At 54.6% G+C, this 17,339-nt stretch carries 18 protein-coding genes; 10 read left to right on the plus strand and 8 right to left on the minus strand.

The window, feature by feature from the left end:
- Positions 1-139 precede the first annotated feature (139 nt).
- Positions 140-2,152 carry a glycosyltransferase gene (locus tag ACFSSA_RS00120; RefSeq protein WP_386817728.1) on the plus strand — a complete coding sequence of 671 codons (2,013 nt, stop codon included), beginning with the start codon at positions 140-142 and terminating at the stop codon, positions 2,150-2,152.
- Here the strand turns inward: ACFSSA_RS00120 and ACFSSA_RS00125 are convergent.
- The 5 genes from ACFSSA_RS00125 to def form a co-directional block, all read right to left on the minus strand.
- The gene (locus tag ACFSSA_RS00125) at positions 2,139-2,873 is read right to left on the minus strand and encodes a hypothetical protein (RefSeq protein ID WP_386817729.1); all 735 of its coding nucleotides are present in this window, start codon (positions 2,871-2,873) and stop codon (positions 2,139-2,141) included. The two genes, ACFSSA_RS00120 and ACFSSA_RS00125, sit on opposite strands and share 14 nt — an antisense overlap.
- Before the next feature lie 14 nt (positions 2,874-2,887).
- Positions 2,888-3,592 (minus strand): SDR family oxidoreductase, encoded by a 705-nt coding sequence (locus ACFSSA_RS00130; protein ID WP_386817730.1) that lies wholly within the window; start codon positions 3,590-3,592, stop codon positions 2,888-2,890.
- Positions 3,589-4,503 carry an AhpC/TSA family protein gene (locus tag ACFSSA_RS00135; RefSeq protein WP_386817731.1) on the minus strand — a complete coding sequence of 305 codons (915 nt, stop codon included), beginning with the start codon at positions 4,501-4,503 and terminating at the stop codon, positions 3,589-3,591. The genes ACFSSA_RS00130 and ACFSSA_RS00135 overlap by 4 nt, the downstream gene beginning before the upstream one ends.
- 229 nt (positions 4,504-4,732) lie before the next feature.
- Positions 4,733-5,686 (minus strand): hypothetical protein, encoded by a 954-nt coding sequence (locus ACFSSA_RS00140; protein ID WP_386817732.1) that lies wholly within the window; start codon positions 5,684-5,686, stop codon positions 4,733-4,735.
- A 330-nt stretch (positions 5,687-6,016) separates the two neighbouring features.
- Entirely contained in the window at positions 6,017-6,565 is a 549-nt protein-coding gene (gene def, locus ACFSSA_RS00145; protein ID WP_386817733.1) for a peptide deformylase, read from the minus strand.
- Positions 6,566-6,668: 103 nt separating this feature from the next.
- On the opposite strand from def, the gene ACFSSA_RS00150 reads away from it, so the two are divergent.
- The 6 genes from ACFSSA_RS00150 (at position 6,669) to ACFSSA_RS00175 (ending at position 12,443) form a co-directional block, all read left to right on the plus strand.
- Positions 6,669-7,292 carry a hypothetical protein gene (locus ACFSSA_RS00150; RefSeq protein ID WP_386817734.1) on the plus strand — a complete coding sequence of 208 codons (624 nt, stop codon included), beginning with the start codon at positions 6,669-6,671 and terminating at the stop codon, positions 7,290-7,292.
- Entirely contained in the window at positions 7,289-7,822 is a 534-nt protein-coding gene (locus ACFSSA_RS00155; RefSeq protein WP_386817735.1) for a prepilin-type N-terminal cleavage/methylation domain-containing protein, read from the plus strand. Before ACFSSA_RS00150 ends, ACFSSA_RS00155 begins: the two co-directional genes overlap by 4 nt.
- Positions 7,819-8,724 carry an ABC transporter ATP-binding protein gene (locus ACFSSA_RS00160; protein ID WP_386817736.1) on the plus strand — a complete coding sequence of 302 codons (906 nt, stop codon included), beginning with the start codon at positions 7,819-7,821 and terminating at the stop codon, positions 8,722-8,724. Before ACFSSA_RS00155 ends, ACFSSA_RS00160 begins: the two co-directional genes overlap by 4 nt.
- A 36-nt stretch (positions 8,725-8,760) precedes the next feature.
- Positions 8,761-9,609, plus strand: coding sequence for an ABC transporter permease (locus ACFSSA_RS00165; RefSeq protein ID WP_386817737.1), 849 nt, complete (start codon positions 8,761-8,763; stop codon positions 9,607-9,609).
- Positions 9,610-9,660: 51 nt separating this feature from the next.
- Positions 9,661-11,091 (plus strand): DUF481 domain-containing protein, encoded by a 1,431-nt coding sequence (locus tag ACFSSA_RS00170; protein ID WP_386817738.1) that lies wholly within the window; start codon positions 9,661-9,663, stop codon positions 11,089-11,091.
- A 128-nt stretch (positions 11,092-11,219) separates the two neighbouring features.
- Complete coding sequence (locus ACFSSA_RS00175) at positions 11,220-12,443, plus strand: bifunctional folylpolyglutamate synthase/dihydrofolate synthase (RefSeq protein ID WP_386817739.1); 1,224 nt, start codon at positions 11,220-11,222, stop codon at positions 12,441-12,443.
- Positions 12,444-12,540: 97 nt separating this feature from the next.
- On the opposite strand, the gene ACFSSA_RS00180 is transcribed toward ACFSSA_RS00175, so the two are convergent.
- Together ACFSSA_RS00180 and ACFSSA_RS00185 are read right to left on the minus strand one after the other, a co-directional pair.
- A complete protein-coding gene (locus ACFSSA_RS00180) occupies positions 12,541-12,948 on the minus strand; it encodes an OsmC family protein (RefSeq protein ID WP_386817740.1) in 408 nt (135 codons plus the stop codon).
- A gap of 53 nt (positions 12,949-13,001) precedes the next feature.
- A complete protein-coding gene (locus ACFSSA_RS00185; protein WP_386817741.1) occupies positions 13,002-13,802 on the minus strand; it encodes a M23 family metallopeptidase in 801 nt (266 codons plus the stop codon).
- Between the two features lie 120 nt (positions 13,803-13,922).
- Here ACFSSA_RS00185 and ACFSSA_RS00190 point away from each other — a divergent pair, with 120 nt between their 5' ends.
- The gene (locus tag ACFSSA_RS00190; RefSeq protein ID WP_386817742.1) at positions 13,923-14,276 is read left to right on the plus strand and encodes a (2Fe-2S) ferredoxin domain-containing protein; all 354 of its coding nucleotides are present in this window, start codon (positions 13,923-13,925) and stop codon (positions 14,274-14,276) included.
- 42 nt (positions 14,277-14,318) lie between these two features.
- Here ACFSSA_RS00190 and ACFSSA_RS00195 read toward each other — a convergent pair whose 3' ends face one another.
- Entirely contained in the window at positions 14,319-15,341 is a 1,023-nt protein-coding gene (locus ACFSSA_RS00195; RefSeq protein ID WP_386817743.1) for a quinone-dependent dihydroorotate dehydrogenase, read from the minus strand.
- Between the two features lie 105 nt (positions 15,342-15,446).
- Here ACFSSA_RS00195 and ACFSSA_RS00200 point away from each other — a divergent pair, with 105 nt between their 5' ends.
- Entirely contained in the window at positions 15,447-15,995 is a 549-nt protein-coding gene (locus ACFSSA_RS00200) for a hypothetical protein (protein ID WP_386817744.1), read from the plus strand.
- A gap of 76 nt (positions 15,996-16,071) precedes the next feature.
- Positions 16,072-17,295, plus strand: a complete 1,224-nt coding sequence (locus ACFSSA_RS00205; protein ID WP_386817745.1) for a class I SAM-dependent RNA methyltransferase — start codon at positions 16,072-16,074, stop codon at positions 17,293-17,295.
- The last annotated feature ends 44 nt before the right edge of the window (positions 17,296-17,339 follow it).

Consider the following 17,339-nt stretch of genomic DNA (forward strand, 5'->3'; position numbering starts at 1 on the left):
TCTACGAGGTTCTCCCGGTGTCTTTTTTGCCTTTTCTGGTGAAGGCTTTGGTGACGAATACGTCACAGCTGTGGTGCTGATCAGAAGTTGCAAATGCGATTTTCTGTTATCGGAAGTGGAAGTGACTTCCCGATAACTTATGAAAATTGACATCGTGACGGACACCTTTGCCCCGGATGTAAATGGGGTGGCTATGACACTAGGCCGCTTGTGTGATGGCTTACGAAAGCTCAATCACCGTGTGCACATCATCCGCACCGGTGTGGGGAAACGTGGTGAAACGGTGGCTGCATCCGTGCCTTTGCCAGGTTACAAAGAGGTCCGTGTGGGACTGCCGGGGCCCTTCAAGCTCCGCAAGCGCTGGCTGAAAAAGCGTCCGGATGCCATCTATGTAGCCACGGAAAGCCCTCTGGGTAGATCCGCTGTAAAAGCTGCCAAGGCGCTGGGGATTCCTGTGGCCACCGGTTTTCATACGAACTTTCACGAGTATATGCAGCGCTATAGTCTGGGCGGCCTGCAGCCTATGGCCATGGCCTACCTGAAGCGCTTCCATGACAAGGCGGATTGCACGCTCGCGCCGTGTCCTGACTTGGTGGAAAAGCTTCGCGGGGAGGGCTTCGAGGAAGTTTATCTGCTCGGGCGTGGTGTGGATACCGAGTTATTTTCTCCCAAAAAACGCTCTGAGGAACTTCGTAATAGCTGGGGAGCCTCGCCGGGAGCACCGGTGGCGATTGTGGTAGGTAGGATGGCCCAGGAGAAGAACCTGGAGCTTGCAGTCAGGGCATTCGAGGCAATGCGGGAAACGGTGCCGGATGTGCGGTGTGTCATGGTGGGCGACGGACCGTTGCGTGAGAGACTGGAGGCAAAACATCCTTGGATTCACTTCAGTGGGATGCAAACCGGAGAGAATCTGGCAAAACATTATGCATCTGCGGATGTGCTGCTTTTCCCGAGTGAGACCGAGACCTTCGGCAATGTGGTGCTCGAAGGGATGGCAAGTGGCCTGGCGACGGTCAGTTACGATTACGCTGCTGCGGCTCGTTTCGTGAAGCATGGGGAAAATGGCTTCAAAGTGGAAAAGGGCGATTCCAGATCATTCATCGAATGCGCGAAATCTGCCCTGGCCATCCGCAAAGGACATGGAATGAGGACTTCCGCGCGTGATCTGGCGCTTGGCGAAGGCTGGGAAGCGGTGGTCAAGGAGTTTGAGAAGCGTTTGGAATGCATTTCCGGCAACGCCAAGTCCGCTCCCCGGAAACTCTTGAGTATTCCGAAGCACGGAAAACGCGAAAGAGTCAGTTTCCGCACCGTATTCCTCTCCGATATCCATCTGGGAACGCCCGATAGCAAGGCTGCGGAGGTCGTGGATTTCCTTAAGCAAATCCGGTGTGAGAAGCTGGTATTGAACGGGGATATCGTGGATGGCTGGGCGCTTCAGCGTGGCTCGAAGTGGATGCCGCGACATAGCCGGGTGATTCGGAAGATTCTTAAGATGACCGAGCGTGATCGCACGGAAGTCGTGTATCTACGGGGAAATCACGATGATATCCTGGAGCGGTTTCTACCGCTGGCATTCGGCAAGATACGCTTCACGAAAGAACACATTCACACAGCTGCCAACAAGCAGCGATACCTCGTAGTCCACGGCGATGGCTTTGATAGTGTATCGACGAATCATAAGTGGTTGGCCTCTCTCGGCGCTGTTGGCTACGACACCTTATTGAAGGTTAACCGTTACTATAACAAATGGCGCGCATGGCAGGGGAAAGAGTATTTTTCCCTAAGCAAGAGCGTCAAAGCCAGGGTGAAATCAGCGGTTAGTTTTGTCGATAAATACGAGGAACTGCTCCAGGAACTGGCAATTCACAAGAACTGCGATGGCATTATCTGCGGGCATATCCATACTCCGGAGGACAAGCAGGTTGGCGAGGTTCATTACCTAAATTCAGGTGATTGGGTGGAGAGTCTCACGGCGATTGTCGAGCATCACGATGGGCGCATGGAGCTTATCCAATACGACGACTTTATGACGAAGTGTTACGAGAACAGCCTGCGAAAGCTGAAATCTCCTGAACGCTACGATAAGAAGCCGATTCTGCCTTCCGATAGAATGAGTGCGGAGAGTGATGACGTGGTTCTCACCGCAGAGTGATTCGTCTGCGAAATTTTCCCCGCAGATAAAATACCAGGGAAAGGGAGAGAATGAGTATTAAGACGGCGACGATGGAAATATAAAGCCACGGAATTGGCAGCGGCATGGTGAAGCGGCTCTCGATGGGCTTCTTGAAAGCGGAAGCAAGGGGAGTTTCCCAAATCAGGGTTCGACCCTCGTTGGCAGTAAGAGTGGCGTTATGCGAGGTCGCCCGGTTGGGGAGATGGATGATGGTCGTCAGGCTGTGACCGCGTAGCTGGCTTTCCGGCAGAAAAATTGCGCCAGGCATTGCTTTCGGGAGGTTCACGAGACGTTTGAAATGAAGATCGGTGCCGGAAAACGTCACATCTGTTTCTCCGGCAAAACCAGTTCCACCCTTCGGGAGCTTTTCTAGATTGGCTTCACCCAAGGCGTTTTTCAGGTCCAAAGCGTTTTCGAATGTGCAGGTGATATCCAGCTGCATTCTGCCATTTTCCTGTGAGCTGGATATCGTGTGGGAGCTGAAGGCGGAATTTCCGTCGAAGAAGGCTTCGATCATTTCGCGGACACCTGTTTCCCCTCCATAGAGTGTGGCTGCCTTCGCGGGAAAAATCACCTGGATACGGGCTGCTCCCGACGAATCCGCACTGATCCAGATCTCCTCACGCGTATCAAAACATGAGACAAGCAATGTGGCCAGAAGCCAGACGACGAGAAATTTGAGAATCCTTTTTTTCGGCATCGCGGAATTTGTTGTTACGCCAGCTGATCTGCGGAGCGTAGCAGGATATCGCCGATCTCCACATGAACGGGTGCCGTAAGGATCGTCATGATACAGTGGGCGACGTCCTCTGGCTGTAGCATTTTCATTCCCGCGCGTGTTTTGGAGAGCGTATCTTCCCGCCCCCTGAAGTAGTTTTCCAGAAGTGGTGTGTCGACAAAACCCGGCGAAACGCAAGCGACCTGAATCGGGGATTGGATGGCTTTCAGCTCGGAGCGGAGCGAGTCAGTGATTGCTCTAACGGCGAATTTTGTGGGGGCATAGAAGCCGCCGGAAGGGGGCACGCGGTGGCCGGACATGGAGGAAACATTGACGATGCGCCCGCCGGTTTTTGGAAAATGATTGAGGGAGAGCTGGCAGCATAAGGAGAGGGCCAGAACGTTGACCCTCCACATTTCCTCCCAATCGGCCGGATTGCCATCGATAACGCGGGAGAGATAAGCGATGCCGGCGCAGTTCACCAATCCATCGATCTTTCCAAGGCGGTGAAAAATGGCCGTGGTTTCCTCGCGCGATGTCAGATCCGCCTTGATGGGAGATACGTCCGGATGGACCGCATTCGGGCGCCGCGTGACGCCGAGAACGTTCGCGTCATGGGTGAGAAGCTGCTCGCACAATGCCAGCCCGATGCCGCTGGAGGCACCGGTGACCAGAAATGTTTTGCCTTTGAGATGAATCATGGTTGTTGGGGCGGATACTGGAATAATGAGGCTAGATCCGGCAAGTCAGCCGCGGATCGGGCGGGCTGGGATGATCTGATTTTTCCCTCATGGAAGACGAAGGCACCGGGCATTTGCAAGCCGTCTCCGGCAAGGTGGCCTACGCCACAGCCTTTGATGACAGAAATCGCTCCGCGCCACCAGACCTGCGGTCCGAAAAGCTCCAGAAAGCCGCCTTTTCCCAGACCGAACGCGCGGTAGAGCTCGCAGCGTGGATCGGCAATGCGGAGTATATTTGAATTGTGGCCGAGGTAGTCGACCTCGGTCCCGGATTGGAGCATGTGGACGAGAACCAGTGAGGCGTTGTTTTTTCTGGCCTCGCGCTCCAGATCTTGGAGTCCACGCAAAATCTGGCGGGTGAACGTGCAGCCGAAGTGCCTGAGAAAAACGAGAACCAAAGGTCTTTCCCCGGATGCCTTTGCGAGCGTTTCTCCCGAGGAAAGGCGGTAGACCGCGGATGCCTCAGCGATGGTATACGGGACGCCCCGGGATGGAGGAATCCCCGCGTGGGCACGGATTGCCGCCCAGAGAATATATAAATACGGGGGGAGCCAGATGATATCGTTGATCAGAAGTATCCATGAGGCCGTCACCGGTAAATCGTCTCTTGCAATCGCGGGAACAACAAATGCTACCGCGAGGATTGATTTGATCGCGCCAAGTAGGATTATCAGCCAGTTGCGGATGGGATCGCGTGCGGAAAGAAGCAATGCCAGACCAAGTGCGCCGGAAATCAAACCAATGACTCTCCATAGGGCCGGATGTTCCGGACGCTGCAGCCCAAACAGATCGTAGCACCCGCAAGGCCAGAAGTTTGCCCACGCGGCGAAGATCAGATGATAAAGCCCCGCGATGATGAGCACGAGTTTCATCCGGTGTAAAAGTCGGCAGTTGTTACCCTGGCAGGTGCGGTGCATTGTTTAGTTTATGAGGGAGCGGGAGCCGTGCAATGGGAGATTTCGCCATTGGGCGGGCGAGCGGAACTCCGGATCCGGTGAAAATGACTAAATAGGTTTCCGCGGAAAGCCGGCGAAACTAAAAAAGGAGCAACCGCTGATCGGTCGCTCCCTTTTCTGAAATATTGCGATGCCGGTATCGTTCTTAGCGGCCGAGCTCGCGGGCTACGATCATTAGTGTCTCCCGGACACCTGGGGCAAAACCGCCATCGGTTTGAACGGCGAGAAGGGTGCGGCCCTCGCGGATGAACTCGATTGGGACGGAGCCGGAGTAGAGTTTGATCGGGCTACTGCCGAAGCCAAGATTGGAAATCACCGTTTTCAGTGCGTCCACGGCGGAAATATCCTGCTCGCTTACGCGGGCGATTTGACGGATGCCGGGAAGGGAGCGGGCACGTTGGAGAATCTCGTCCTTGGTCATTTCCCGGTCTACGCCAAAGATAGCGCGGAGCTCGAGTTGCTTGATTTCGAAGGAATCGGAATTCGAAGCACTCGCCGCCTGTGGGGCCGGGGCTGGCTGCGGAGATACCGCCTGTGGCTGCTGGGGCGCGGGTGCGGTCTGTTGAACCGGTGCAGGGGCGGGCGCTGTTTGTTGCTGCTCAGGAGACTGAACGGGAGCCGGTGCAGGCACCGGGGAAGCATCTGCCTGTGGCCAGCTGCCGAAGGCGTTGCTCTGTGGTGCCGGTGCTTGGTTGCCGCTGGGTGCGAAAGGAGAGGCGGACGGAGCTTGCTGCGGTGCTGGTGCGGGTGCTGGCTTGGCGACCTCGAAAGGATTGCCTTTCAAAGCCTGCGGTTGTGCCTCGAAGCCAAAGCCTTGGGGCTCGGAAATCTGGAATGGTGATTCAGCTGTCTTGCGGCGCTCCGGAAGACGTACTGGCTGAGAATCCTCGGATGAATGGTTGTCATCCACGATGGCGAAAGGAGAATCCTTGCGAGCTTGCGGCTGTGCGGGAGCCGCTGCAAATGGACTGGCCGCGACAGGAGCTTCCGGGCGCTTTTCTGCTCCATTTGAGGCTACAGCGAAGGGAGATGCCGGCGGCGCTGCTCCCTCTGAGGATGGACTAGTGAATGTATCGAAGATTCCGCGTGGTGAGCTCATAAGGATAAGGGGGTTGGAGGGGGACTAATTTCGAGAGGATACATAAACTAAGTAATCCCGAAATGTCGAGCTTTAATAACTAAAGTTTTATAAATTTGAGGCTATTTTTAAAAATACCGGACGCCAACGCTGGAATAGAGCAAGTTATGTTATCTGGTGGAGTTGGGTATAAACCGGATATTTCCGGAAGCGGTTGATAAGATATCCCTAGCTGAGGCTATCATTGCGATCTGCCGCAAAGATGAAGCATAATTTCCTAGGAACAATTGAATGGCCGGGCGTGGTCGTTCGCTTTCAAATCGTTCGCTATATCACGGAAGCGTTACCGCTTCATTTCGCGCCGATCAGGCGTTTCAGACGGTTTTTTACGCTGACCTTGCCTACCGCTGATAACCTATCGACGAAAAGTATGCCGTTCAGGTGGTCGATCTCGTGCTGAAGTGCGCGGGAAAGCAAACCGTCCGTTTCAATGATCAATGTGCTACCATCCAGCTGGGGAAGCGTCGCCTTCACATCCATCGGGCGGCGGACTTCGCTGCGGATTCCCTGGATACTTAGGCAACCTTCGAAATCGGTATCCTTTTCCTGGCCGAATTCCAGTGTTGGGTTAATGAAAACCAGAGGCATGATTTCTTCCAGTTCGGCATCCTTGCCATTCACCTTGAGATAGGAGACACATTCCGGATCATGTGAGACATCGATCACCGCGAGCTGGAGGTCCACACCGATTTGCGGAGCGGCCAGCCCCACGCCATTGGCATCGACCATGGTCTCAAGCATATTGTCGACGAGTTCACGGAGTTCCGCATCGATGGTTTCGACGGGGCGGCATTGTTGGCGGAGGATGGGATCGCCGTATTGGACGATGGGAAGAAGCATGCCCGGAGATTGAACGAGTGCGGAGAAACGTCCAATCCAGAAATATGAAAACTGCGTTCAAGCAGTCCTTGCGGGGTGAAAAAGGCTCGCTAACTTCAGGGTCGTGAACGGAAAACGGGCGATAATTCTGAAAGTTTCGGCGATGCTGTTGATCGTCTGGGTGATTGTTTTCGCGGTGAGAAGCGTGGCGGCGTCCAAAAAAATCACGGCAGAGCGGCTCGATAAGGAGCTTGCGGGTCTGAATTTTGCGGATTGGTCCGAGAACCCGGGGTCCGGCTCCATCGCACAAAGACGTAAGAAGGAAATCCGGGATGTGGCGGAAATGGTGAATCGTCTGGATTTTGCGGAGCGCCAGAAGAATCGCGACAGCCGTGCGGGAGAGAATTTTTTCAAAAAGCTTAGCCAGGATGAAAAGAATCTTTTTATCGATCTAACGATTGTGGAGACGATGAGCCGTTTCATGGAGGCTCTGGATCAAATGCCCGAGGATCAGCGCAAAAAATTCGTCCAACAGGGGCTGAACGAAATCCGCGAGGGGCGCACCGAGGAAGAAATGGAGCGTGCGAAGGAGATGGATGAGAACCTGCTGACCAAAATCAGTGAAGAGGGCATGAAGGCGTATTTTGATAAAGCCAGTGCCGATACCAAGCTGGATCTTGCGCCACTGATGGAGGCGATGAACGAGGTGATGCAGGGCCTGCGGGGAAATGAATTCGGACCGAGATGAAAGATCCATATCAAATTAAAGACGGTTTTACCCTCGTTGAGCTGCTGGTGGTCATCGCGATCATCGCCGCGTTGGCGGGGATTGCGGTGCCAGTGAGTAGTTCCATGATTGCCAAGGGACGCGAGGCCGCATGCCTTGGGAATCTGCGCTCGATCGGAGTGGGGCTGCAAAGCTACCTTTCCGATCACAATCAGAAACTTCCCGAGATGGCCCTGGGGCGTGAGAGCAAAAGTTCTGGAGAGCCGGTTCTGGAGACGGTTTTGTTGGAGTATCTGGAGAGTCCTGAGGTATTCCACTGTCCGGCGGATAAGGAGCAATTCGAAAAAACGGGTAGCAGTTATAACTGGAATCATACCCAGAATGGTCTCCACATCAGCCAGGTAGCATTTTTCGGGATTGAGGCGGGTCGCTCGGAGGCTGTGCCCCTGGTGAGTGATAAGGAAAGCTGGCATCCGGAAGGGACGAACTTTCTATACGCGGATTCCACCAGCTCGAACAAAGTGCGATTTGCAACCAATCGCGGAAAATGAGCACTATGTTGGAAGCAATCGGGCTGAGCAAAAAATTCGGAGGGAAACCAGCGCTGAAAGAGGTTTCGTTCCGTTTGGAACGTGGTGAGATCTACGGGCTCCTTGGACACAATGGAGCGGGAAAAAGCACCTCTCTTGGAATTATCCTTGGAATGGTGGAGCCGGATCTTGGCGAGGTCCGTATCGATGGGGTGTCCGTGCAGGCAAAACGCAGCCAAGCCTTACGGAAAGTCGGCGCGATCTTTGAAGCACCAGCGTTTTACGACTACATGAGTGGCTGGGATAACTTGAAAATTCTGATGAGCTATTCCGGTGGATTCGATGAAAAAGCAGCGAGGGAAGTGGTGGAACGGGTCGGTCTGGTGAAGCGAATCGGCTCCAAGGTGAGAACATATAGCCACGGAATGAGGCAGCGTTTGGCGCTAGCACAGTCGCTCCTGCCGGAGCCGGAACTTTTGCTTCTTGATGAGCCGACGGATGGTCTGGATCCGGAAGGAATCAAGTGGTTCCGAGATTTTATACTCCAGCTGCGTGAGGAGAGGGGGATGACAGTTCTGTTCAATTCACATCTGCTTTCCGAGGTGGAGCTGATGTGCGACCGGGTGGCGATACTGCGTGAGGGGAAGCGGGTTTTCGAGGGCTCGGTGAAAAGTTTCCGGGACGATGTGCCGGTGTATGAGGTGCAGCTGGAACCATGGGAAATGTGTATGCCGATCGTGCACGAGCTCGGTGGCGAGATCGTCGGACCGGGAAAGATATCGCTACCGCGCGGGATAGATCCCGCCGTGTTTGTGGAGCGTGCGATTCGTGCGGGAGCGAAGGTCCGCGAGTTTGCAAGAATACGGCGCTCTCTGGAAGACGTGTATATGGAAATCCTCAACGGAGAAGGTAGCCCGAACTGATTCCCGCCAGCAGTAGTTCTTCGAAAACTTTCCAATATGATCTTTATTCAACAACTCACGGGCGAGCTCAAAAAACTCTTTGCCCGCCCGCGGACGTGGATGGGCTATGGGGCATTTTTGGCGATGGAGGCGCTGATTCTCGCGGTTTATAAATTGGAAGCCAGCCAGCGGCACATGCGTGGACTTGTGGAGCGCAATGGCCTGGAATTCAGCACTTACTATAGTTCCTTGACGATCACTTTTACGATCATGCTGCTAAGTATGTTTTTGCTGGGCTCGATCTACTTCGCACTGGTCGCGGGGGATATTGTTGCGAAGGAAAACGAGGATGGAAATCTGCGGATGGTTTTCGCGCGTCCGATCAGTCGGCTGAGGCTGCTTTTGGTGAAATACACAGCGGTATGTCTCTATACATTCAGCTTCGTGTTTTTCGTTGGCATCAGCGGATATGCGATGGCGGTTGCGGCCGTAGGGATGGATGGCGGGCTTTTTGTGATGGAGCCAAAAATGAAGATCTTTGCCGCTTATCCGGATTGGTGGGACGGTGCGGGCCGGCTGGCGCTGTCTGCGGCTGGAATCGGCGTGAGTATGATCACGCTGTCATCAATCGCGTTCATGTTTTCCTGTTTCAAAATCAAGCCCGCCGCCGCTACGATCATCACGCTTACTATTCTCTTCGTGGATATGATTTTACAGGGTTTTCCATTTTTCAAACCCTATGAGAGCTACTTTGTCACATGGCGGATGAGCGCCTGGATTTTCCTCATGGAGCAACATATTTCCTGGCCGAAGATCGTAGAAAGCTACGCGTTCCTCTTCGGGCTGAATTTCACATTATTTGCGATTGGTTGGCTTGCGTTCCAGCTGCGCGACTTCAAGACCTGAAGCCCTAATTTGCTTGTATCTGCCTGCCTTTCTTGGGATCAGCGGGTGCTTATGAAATTTCTACTCCCTATCGGCCTGTTCCTGTTTCCGATCACGTATTCGCTCGGTGCGGAAGAGCCCGTGTGGGAGTTCACCGGTGCGGCTGGACTTTCATTTTCCGACGGGAATTCCGATTCCGCTGCCTACTCCGTGCAGTTTCTCGGCTCCTACGTGAAGGCTACGGAGGAAGCCTATCTCGGGGTGGATTACTCTTACTCCGAGGATGACGCCGTGATCGCCACGGACTCGCTGAAAATTTTCGGGCAATACAACCATGACGTCAGCGAGCGATTCTATCTCGGCATCTACGGTGCTTACTTCCGTGATAGTGCGGCGGATATCGATTACCGGATAGATCCAAGCATTCTGCTCGGTTTCCGTGCAATTGATGGCGATGAAATGAAGCTGACCTTTGAAGCGGGTCCGGGCTTTACCTGGCGTGAGCGCGGCGGCGTGAAATCGGAGTTCGCTACAGCGCGGTTCTCGGAAAAATTCGAGTATCATTTCAATGAAACCACGAAGCTGTGGCAATCAGCCTCGCTGACGCCTCGGATCGAGGATTTCTCCGACTATCTATTCGATCTGGATGTAGGGATCGAAACTAGATTGACCCGCCAGTGGTCGCTGCGGAGCTTTGTCCGCCATCGGATCGATAGCACCCCGGCGGTGGGGAAAGGGCGCTCCGATACGGCTTTTATTCTCGGGGCAGCGTATGATTTCGGAGGATTAGCTGATCCCGACGAGGCTTCCGGAAGACGTAGCCTGATGCCTGGGGCGGACGCTCCTTCGGCCAATGAGGATGGCTTGGTCTCGACGGCGGCGATCGGCTTTTCCTTGAACAAGGGGAACTCGGACAGCTCCGCGCTGAGTCTTGCCTGGAACACTGCCTACACCAGCAATGAGCGGGAGTTCGTCTTTGATATAGAGCAATCGCTCCGCGAAAATGATGGCGCGACCTCCGAGGATAGAACGGACGCCAGAGTGCAATACAACCGGTTTATGAGCGAGCGATTCTATCTGGGTGGGACGGTTGGCTACCTGCGTGATGATCTCGCGGATATCGGCTACCGCGCCACTCCGGCTTTCCTTGCCGGATATACTGTAATTAAAAATGATCTTACCAATCTCACCGTTGAGGCCGGGCCGGCATACACGTTTGAAAGCCAGGGCGGGGTGACCGATGATTACGCGTCAGTGGTGGCGGCGGAACGTTTCACACACAAGTTCAGCGAGATCGTTTCGCTTCATCAATCTATCGAATACACCACGGAACTGGCGGATACCGGGAACTTTGCGGTGGTGGCCGAGGTGGGCTTGGACACAAAGATCAGCAATCGGCTTATCTGGAAGGTCAATGCGGAATATCTTTTTGAAAACCGACCTGCGGCCGGAAGGCTTCATCACGATACTTCCCTGACCAGCTCGATCGCGGTGAAGTTCTAGGTTCTCCACCGCAACTCATCGGCGCAACGGGTGTTTGCCGGAGTAGGCTTAGTGAAAATCATTCTTCGTCCGCTGCTTCTAGAAGCTTGAAGTAAGGAGAAGACAAGGCGAGCTTCGCGTTAAGGAAAATGGACTACAAAGAGGCAATAGATTGGCTTTTCGGGACGCAACAATTTGGCATCAAGCTTGGGCTGGATGGGCCGAGGCGCTTGCTACGTGAATTTCTCGCATTTCCGAAGCACGGGGTAAAAATCGTCCACGTGGCGGGCACCAACGGTAAAGGTAGCACCTGCGCGATGATCGATCGGGTGGCACGCTCCTGCGGGCAGCGGACAGGACTTTTCACCTCACCGCATTTGATCGATTACCGGGAGCGTATGCGTGTCTCCGGGGAGATGATTTCCGAGAGGCGCTGTGCCGAGCTACTGACCAAAGCCCGGGAAATCTGCGGGAAGCTTGAGATCCATCCCACATTTTTTGAGATTACCCTGGCCGTTGCGATGCGCTGGTTCCGTGAAAAGGAATGTGAATTGATCGTGCTGGAGACCGGAATGGGAGGGCGGCTGGATGCGACGACCGCTGTGCCAGCCGATATATGTGTGATCACGCCGATAGGGCTGGATCACACGCAATGGCTTGGCGATACCCTGGCAAAGGTTGCCGGGGAAAAAGCAGGGATTATGCTCGAGGGTGTTCCGGTGATCTCAGCCCCGCAGGAGCCGGAGGCGGCCGATGTTTTGGAAAAAGAGGCGAACCAGTGCCGCTCGCCGCTGGAATTTGTCGAGGAGCCATTGGTCGGCTACGGCATAGCGCTGCCGGGGATGCATCAGAAATGGAATGCGGCCGTGGCAATGGCGGCATTGCACAAGCTCGGCCTGCCGCTCACTTATGAAAGCGTTGCAGATGGATTGGCAAAGGTATCTTGGCCGGGGCGATTCGAGAAAATTGTTTCCAATGGGAAAGACATCGTTCTGGACGGTGCCCACAATCCGCATGCCGCTAAAGTGCTGCGCGAAACCTGGAATGATGAGATGAAGCCGGGAAGAGGCACGCTGATTTTCGGGGCGGTCGAATCAAAGGACATCGCCGGTGTTTTCAAGGAGTTGAAGGGGCTCACGGAACGCATCATTTTCTGCAAAGTCGGCACGATGCGGGGCTTGGGATGTGAAGAACTAGTCAAGGTGCTACCCGAAGGTGAACAATCATCTGCGGAAGCCTACGGGAGTTTTTCCGAAGCCTTGGTTGCCGCGCGGAATTATGAGGGACCTATTTTGATTGCCGGGTCGTTATTCCTTGTCGGCGAAGCACGGGCGCAGCTTTTGGGCGAAAACTTCCTCGCAAGCGTTCAATAGCGACGGTTTTTGCGGGTAGCGGCTGGATTTTTCGAAAAATATTGCGCGGAGCCGGGTATTGCCTTGGTTCACACGTATTTTCCCAGGAAGACCCGCCTTAGGCCCACTTCCAGTTAAACGCGATTTCGATATCCGGATGAAGCGAGTGATGCACCGGGCAGCCGCGTGCGGCGCTTTCGAGCAACTTGCGCTCCGGATGATTTGCGGGAAGCGGCATGTCGATATCGACTTCAAGTTTGGAAATCCGGCGTGGCGCGTCTTCTGACATATGCTTGCGGACCTCGATATTCATACCCTCCAGGGAGACTTCTTTTCGCTCCGCGACGATACCCATCACTGTGGCCATGCATGCACCCAGTGCGGTGGCGACAAGATCGGTGGGAGAAAACGCTTCTCCTTTGCCATTATTATCGACCGGTGCATCTGTCTGAATGGTGTTACCGGAAGGGGCGTGCGTGGCGGAGCAGCGTAGGCTGCCTTGATAGGCTAAGTTAATTTTGACCATGGTTTATTTGAGGGGAAAGTCTGTGATTTCAGGAAATGGCTGGGGCCGTGGAATCATTTTTCGAGCTCTGAGAGTTTTCCAGCATTTTTAATTTCCAGTCCTGTCCAGGGCAGCTCCGGAGCCAGGCTCGCGAAAGCCAATGCTGCGGGTGAAATGCCCTCCGGGCTGGAATCGTGAAGGGCGGCGATGAGTGGTTTCGGATCGAGATGGCTTAGCGGGTGCATCGCATAGCCTCCTCCGATATCCACTCCATCACTGCTGCGTGCCTCGAAGTGAAGGTGTGCTGGATAGTGCCCACTGGCGGTGCCCACACGGCCTATCACGCTGCCGCGCGCGACCAGTGAACCGAGCGTGGTTTTGATATCCAATAGATGCGCATACATGGTATGGATCGGCTCTCCGTTCGCATTCCGGTGCGCCAAAACGACGATATTTCCCCAGCCGGGTGAAGGCTCTCCGGCAAAGATGACAAGTCCGTCAGCGGCCGCAAACACAGGATCCCCCAGATCGGTGTTCATCCCGCCGATCCCATTGAGATCGTCTCCGGTGTGATGGCCCCCGCGCTTTTCGTTCATCTCCCAGAATGGCTGGGCATTATAGACGAGCGCACCGTTTTCCGAGCCCAGCGGAGTGTCCATACGGGAAATTCGGGGGATCTGATTTGCCTGCCATGCGGATAAAAAATGGAATCTCATATCGGGCTGTCCGTTTTCCGGCATCTGCAATGGAGCATCCGCATCCTGGAATCCTACAAGCTTGGCAGCGCTAGCTTCCGTGTGCGAGCTGCGCCAAATGAGAAAACCGATTATTCCGGCGGCCAGAGTGAGAGTGATGAGCAGGCGGGTGCTTTTCATGGGCAGGGGAGAATCTAAACGGGAAGCGGTGTATTGGGAGAGCAAAAAACGCTTGAGCATAAAACGTGGGCATTTTTGCGAGCTTGAGCAATTGCAACGGGCGGGAAATAAACTCAAGCCATGAACGCGGAACTTGAGAAGTGTGTGGCCGGGCTGAAGTTGGACATGGCGGAGCGCCACATTTTTCTATGTGCCCAGCCGATGGAGGCAAAGTGCTGTGAGCCGGAGGCTGGCGCGGCTGCCTGGGATTTCCTGAAGCGTCGGTTGAAGGAGCTGGGGCTTGCCGGAGCGGGAGAAAAAGTCGTGCTGCGGACGAAAGCGGATTGCCTGCGTGTGTGCATGAATGGGCCGATCGCCGTCGTCTATCCGGAAGGCGTTTGGTATCATTCCTGCACGCCGGAAGTCTTGGAAAGAATCATCCAGCAGCACATTATCGGCGGGAGAGTCGTCGAAGAGTTTTGCCTCAAAAGCTAGTTGCTCTGGCCAGGGGCGGGACACCAGCTCCGGTGCGGTTTTTCAAAGGGTGGCGAGTTCCCTCACGAGGCGGGGACCCTGATAGATAAACGATGTGTAAATCTGAACGAGATCCGCACCGAGTTTCAGTTTTTCCTCGGCATCAGCTCTGGAGGAAATTCCGCCGACCCCGATGATGGGAATCTGCTTGGAAAAGGCAGAGGCGAAGCCTGCGAGGGTGCGGTTCGACTTATCGAATACCGGTTTGCCCGAGAGACCGCCCGCTTCATTCGCCCATGGATGCGATGCTACTTTCTCGCGATCCAGCGTGGTATTGGTCGCAATCAGGCCGTCCAATCCGCCGTCGAGAAAGACCTTTGCCAATTCCGCTACTTGGCTTTCAGTGAGATCGGGGGCGACTTTGAAAAGGATCGGGACGTGGCGGCCGTGCTCGGCGGTAAGTTTTTCTTGGGAAGATTTCAGCAGCTCCAGAAGCCGGGCGGATGAATCCGCGGCTTGCAGATCGCGGAGGCCGGGAGTGTTGGGTGATGAGAGATTTACCACGATGTAATCGGCGACAGGGTAGGCTTTTTCCAAACAGATCAAATAGTCATCGGCTGCGTTTTCATTGGATGTGTCCTTGTTTTTTCCGATGTTGAATCCGATGGGTCCGTTAAAGGTGCGGGAGGCGCGGACATTTGCCACACCGGCATCGATTCCCGGATTGTTGAACCCCATCCGGTTGATGATTGCTTCATGTGGAATCAAGCGGAACAGGCGGGGCTTGGGGTTCCCATCCTGCGGCCTGGGTGTGATCGTGCCGATTTCGATGAAGCCAAATCCCAGCTGGCCAAGTGCGTCGATGGTATTGCCTTCCTTGTCCAGGCCTGCCGCGAGCCCGATGCGATTAGGAAAGGTAAGCCCCATAAGCTTCACCGGTGAGGCCGTGGGCGCCGGTGTGGCAAGTCTTTGGAGAATGCCCGTTTTTTCGCTGAGGCGGAGTGCTGCGAGGCTTGTATGGTGGGCGACTTCTGCATCAAGTGAGAATAGGAGCTTGCGGACGAGAGGGTAGGTGGCGGCGATCACGCACTTTTATTGAACATAAATTCCGGATCGTCCAACTATGAAGATGCTCTCCTGTCTTTTCCGATTGCTGGAAATCCAGAGTATCGCTAAGAGTTTCGATTACGAATGAAACTCGAAAATTACATGTCCTGGGAAGGTGGCATCGATGTCGCTGGATTGCTGAATGGTGCGGAGCAGCCAAACGTGATCGTGCACCTTGCGAGAATGGTTCATACCCCGGTGGGATCCGCGCCGGCGGGCATGGTGTTGATTCAATCGAATCCAGATGCCCAGCCCGAAGTGATGGGCTTTGTTTCCCCGAATCCTGACGTAGCCGCTTATTTTGGCCCAAAAATTTTCGCCAACACTCCTTTCGAGCATGCGCCTTCGTTGGAAGCCGAAATCACGATTGATGATTCGCGGGGCATCGCGGCTTCCCGCCTGGAAGTGGCCGGGCGGGTCATCGAATGCACGCTCTCGGATCTCGGGTCGTTGGAAATGATCAATCGGGAGCCAGCGGCCATGAGCCCTTTCCATCAGCAGGTCCTGGAAGCTGCCGCAGCTTCGGTGGAGATCCGTCTTGATGGCAATTCATTGTTCATTCAATTACCTCCGCAGGGACTCAGTGGCGGCCCTGCGGCAGTTTATTCTCCAGCGGGAATTTATAGCCGCTGAGCTACCCGGACTTGCCCTTCCGTGTATCCGCTCTTGCGTGGGATGGAGGATAAATGCCTTATTGCGGGCGAAGCCTATGCACCAGAGACCACCGAAGAAGTTTGTTCCCAAGCCTTTTGAATATCATCAGGAAATCGAGTTGAAGATCGATTCGCTGACGAATCTGGGCTCCGGGGTGGGTCGGGTCGATGGCTGGGTGGTGTTCGTGCCGTATGCTCTGCCTGGTGAAACGGTGATCACGCGGATTTTCCGCAACGATAAGAATCATTCCCAGGGAGATTTGGTGCGTATCGTGGAGGCCTCGCCAGATCGGGTGGAGCCGGGCTGCCCGGTATTCGGACGTTGTGGTGGCTGCCAGTATCAGCATCTGGCTTACGATAAGCAACTTGCGTGGAAAACCCGCCAGATCCGCGAGCTTTTCAAGCACATGGCTGGGGAAGAGCGGGAGGTCAATTTCTGCGAGTCGAGCGATCAAATCTGGAATTATCGCTCCAAGATCACTCCCCATTTCGATAAGCCGAAGGACGGCGTCATCGCGGAGATCGGTTTTCTGGAGGTTGGGAGGCGGAATTCCCTCGTCAATGTCGAGAATTGCCCGATCGCGATGAAAGAGATCAACGATGCATTGCCGGCGGTCCATGCCGATCTCCGGGCAAATGCCAAGCAGTTCAAGCGGGGCGCGACTGTGCTTTTACGAGCCACAGCCGGTCGTGTGGAAAGGAATCCGAAGGCAATAGCCCGGGAGGAGGTGGGCGACGTGAAATTCGATTTCGTAGCCGGCGAGTTTTTCCAGAACAACCCGTTCATACTGCCCAAATTTACTGAATACGTGGGTGAGAAGGCCCTCGCAGGGGGCGCCGGTTATCTGGTGGATGCCTATTGCGGAGCCGGACTTTTCGGGCTCACGCTCGCCACCCGTTTCAAAAAAGTCATGGGCGTGGAGGTGAATGAGGCAGGCGCCGCTTGGGCTGGAAACAATGTGAAGCTCAATAACTTCGATAACGTCAGTATCCTTCAGGCAAGTGCGGAGGCGATTTTCGAAAAAATCGATACACCCGCTGCTGAAACCGCTGTGGTGATCGATCCGCCACGGAAGGGCTGCACACCGGAATTTCTTGAGCAACTGGTTAATTTCGGGCCGGAGCGGGTCATTTACGTATCGTGCGATCCGGCGACACAGGTGCGTGATTACAAGTTCCTGCGCGATTCGGGCTATATGCTTGAAGAGGTGCAACCATTTGATCTTTTCCCTCATACCCGGCATGTAGAGAGCGTGATGGTATTGGTGAAGTCTGTCTAAATATATATAAACCATTTCTTGTAAAACTCATCGGGTGGCCTAAT

Origin of the sequence: Luteolibacter algae, assembly GCF_042683045.1 — a bacterium.
Classification (GTDB): domain Bacteria; phylum Verrucomicrobiota; class Verrucomicrobiia; order Verrucomicrobiales; family Akkermansiaceae; genus Luteolibacter; species Luteolibacter algae.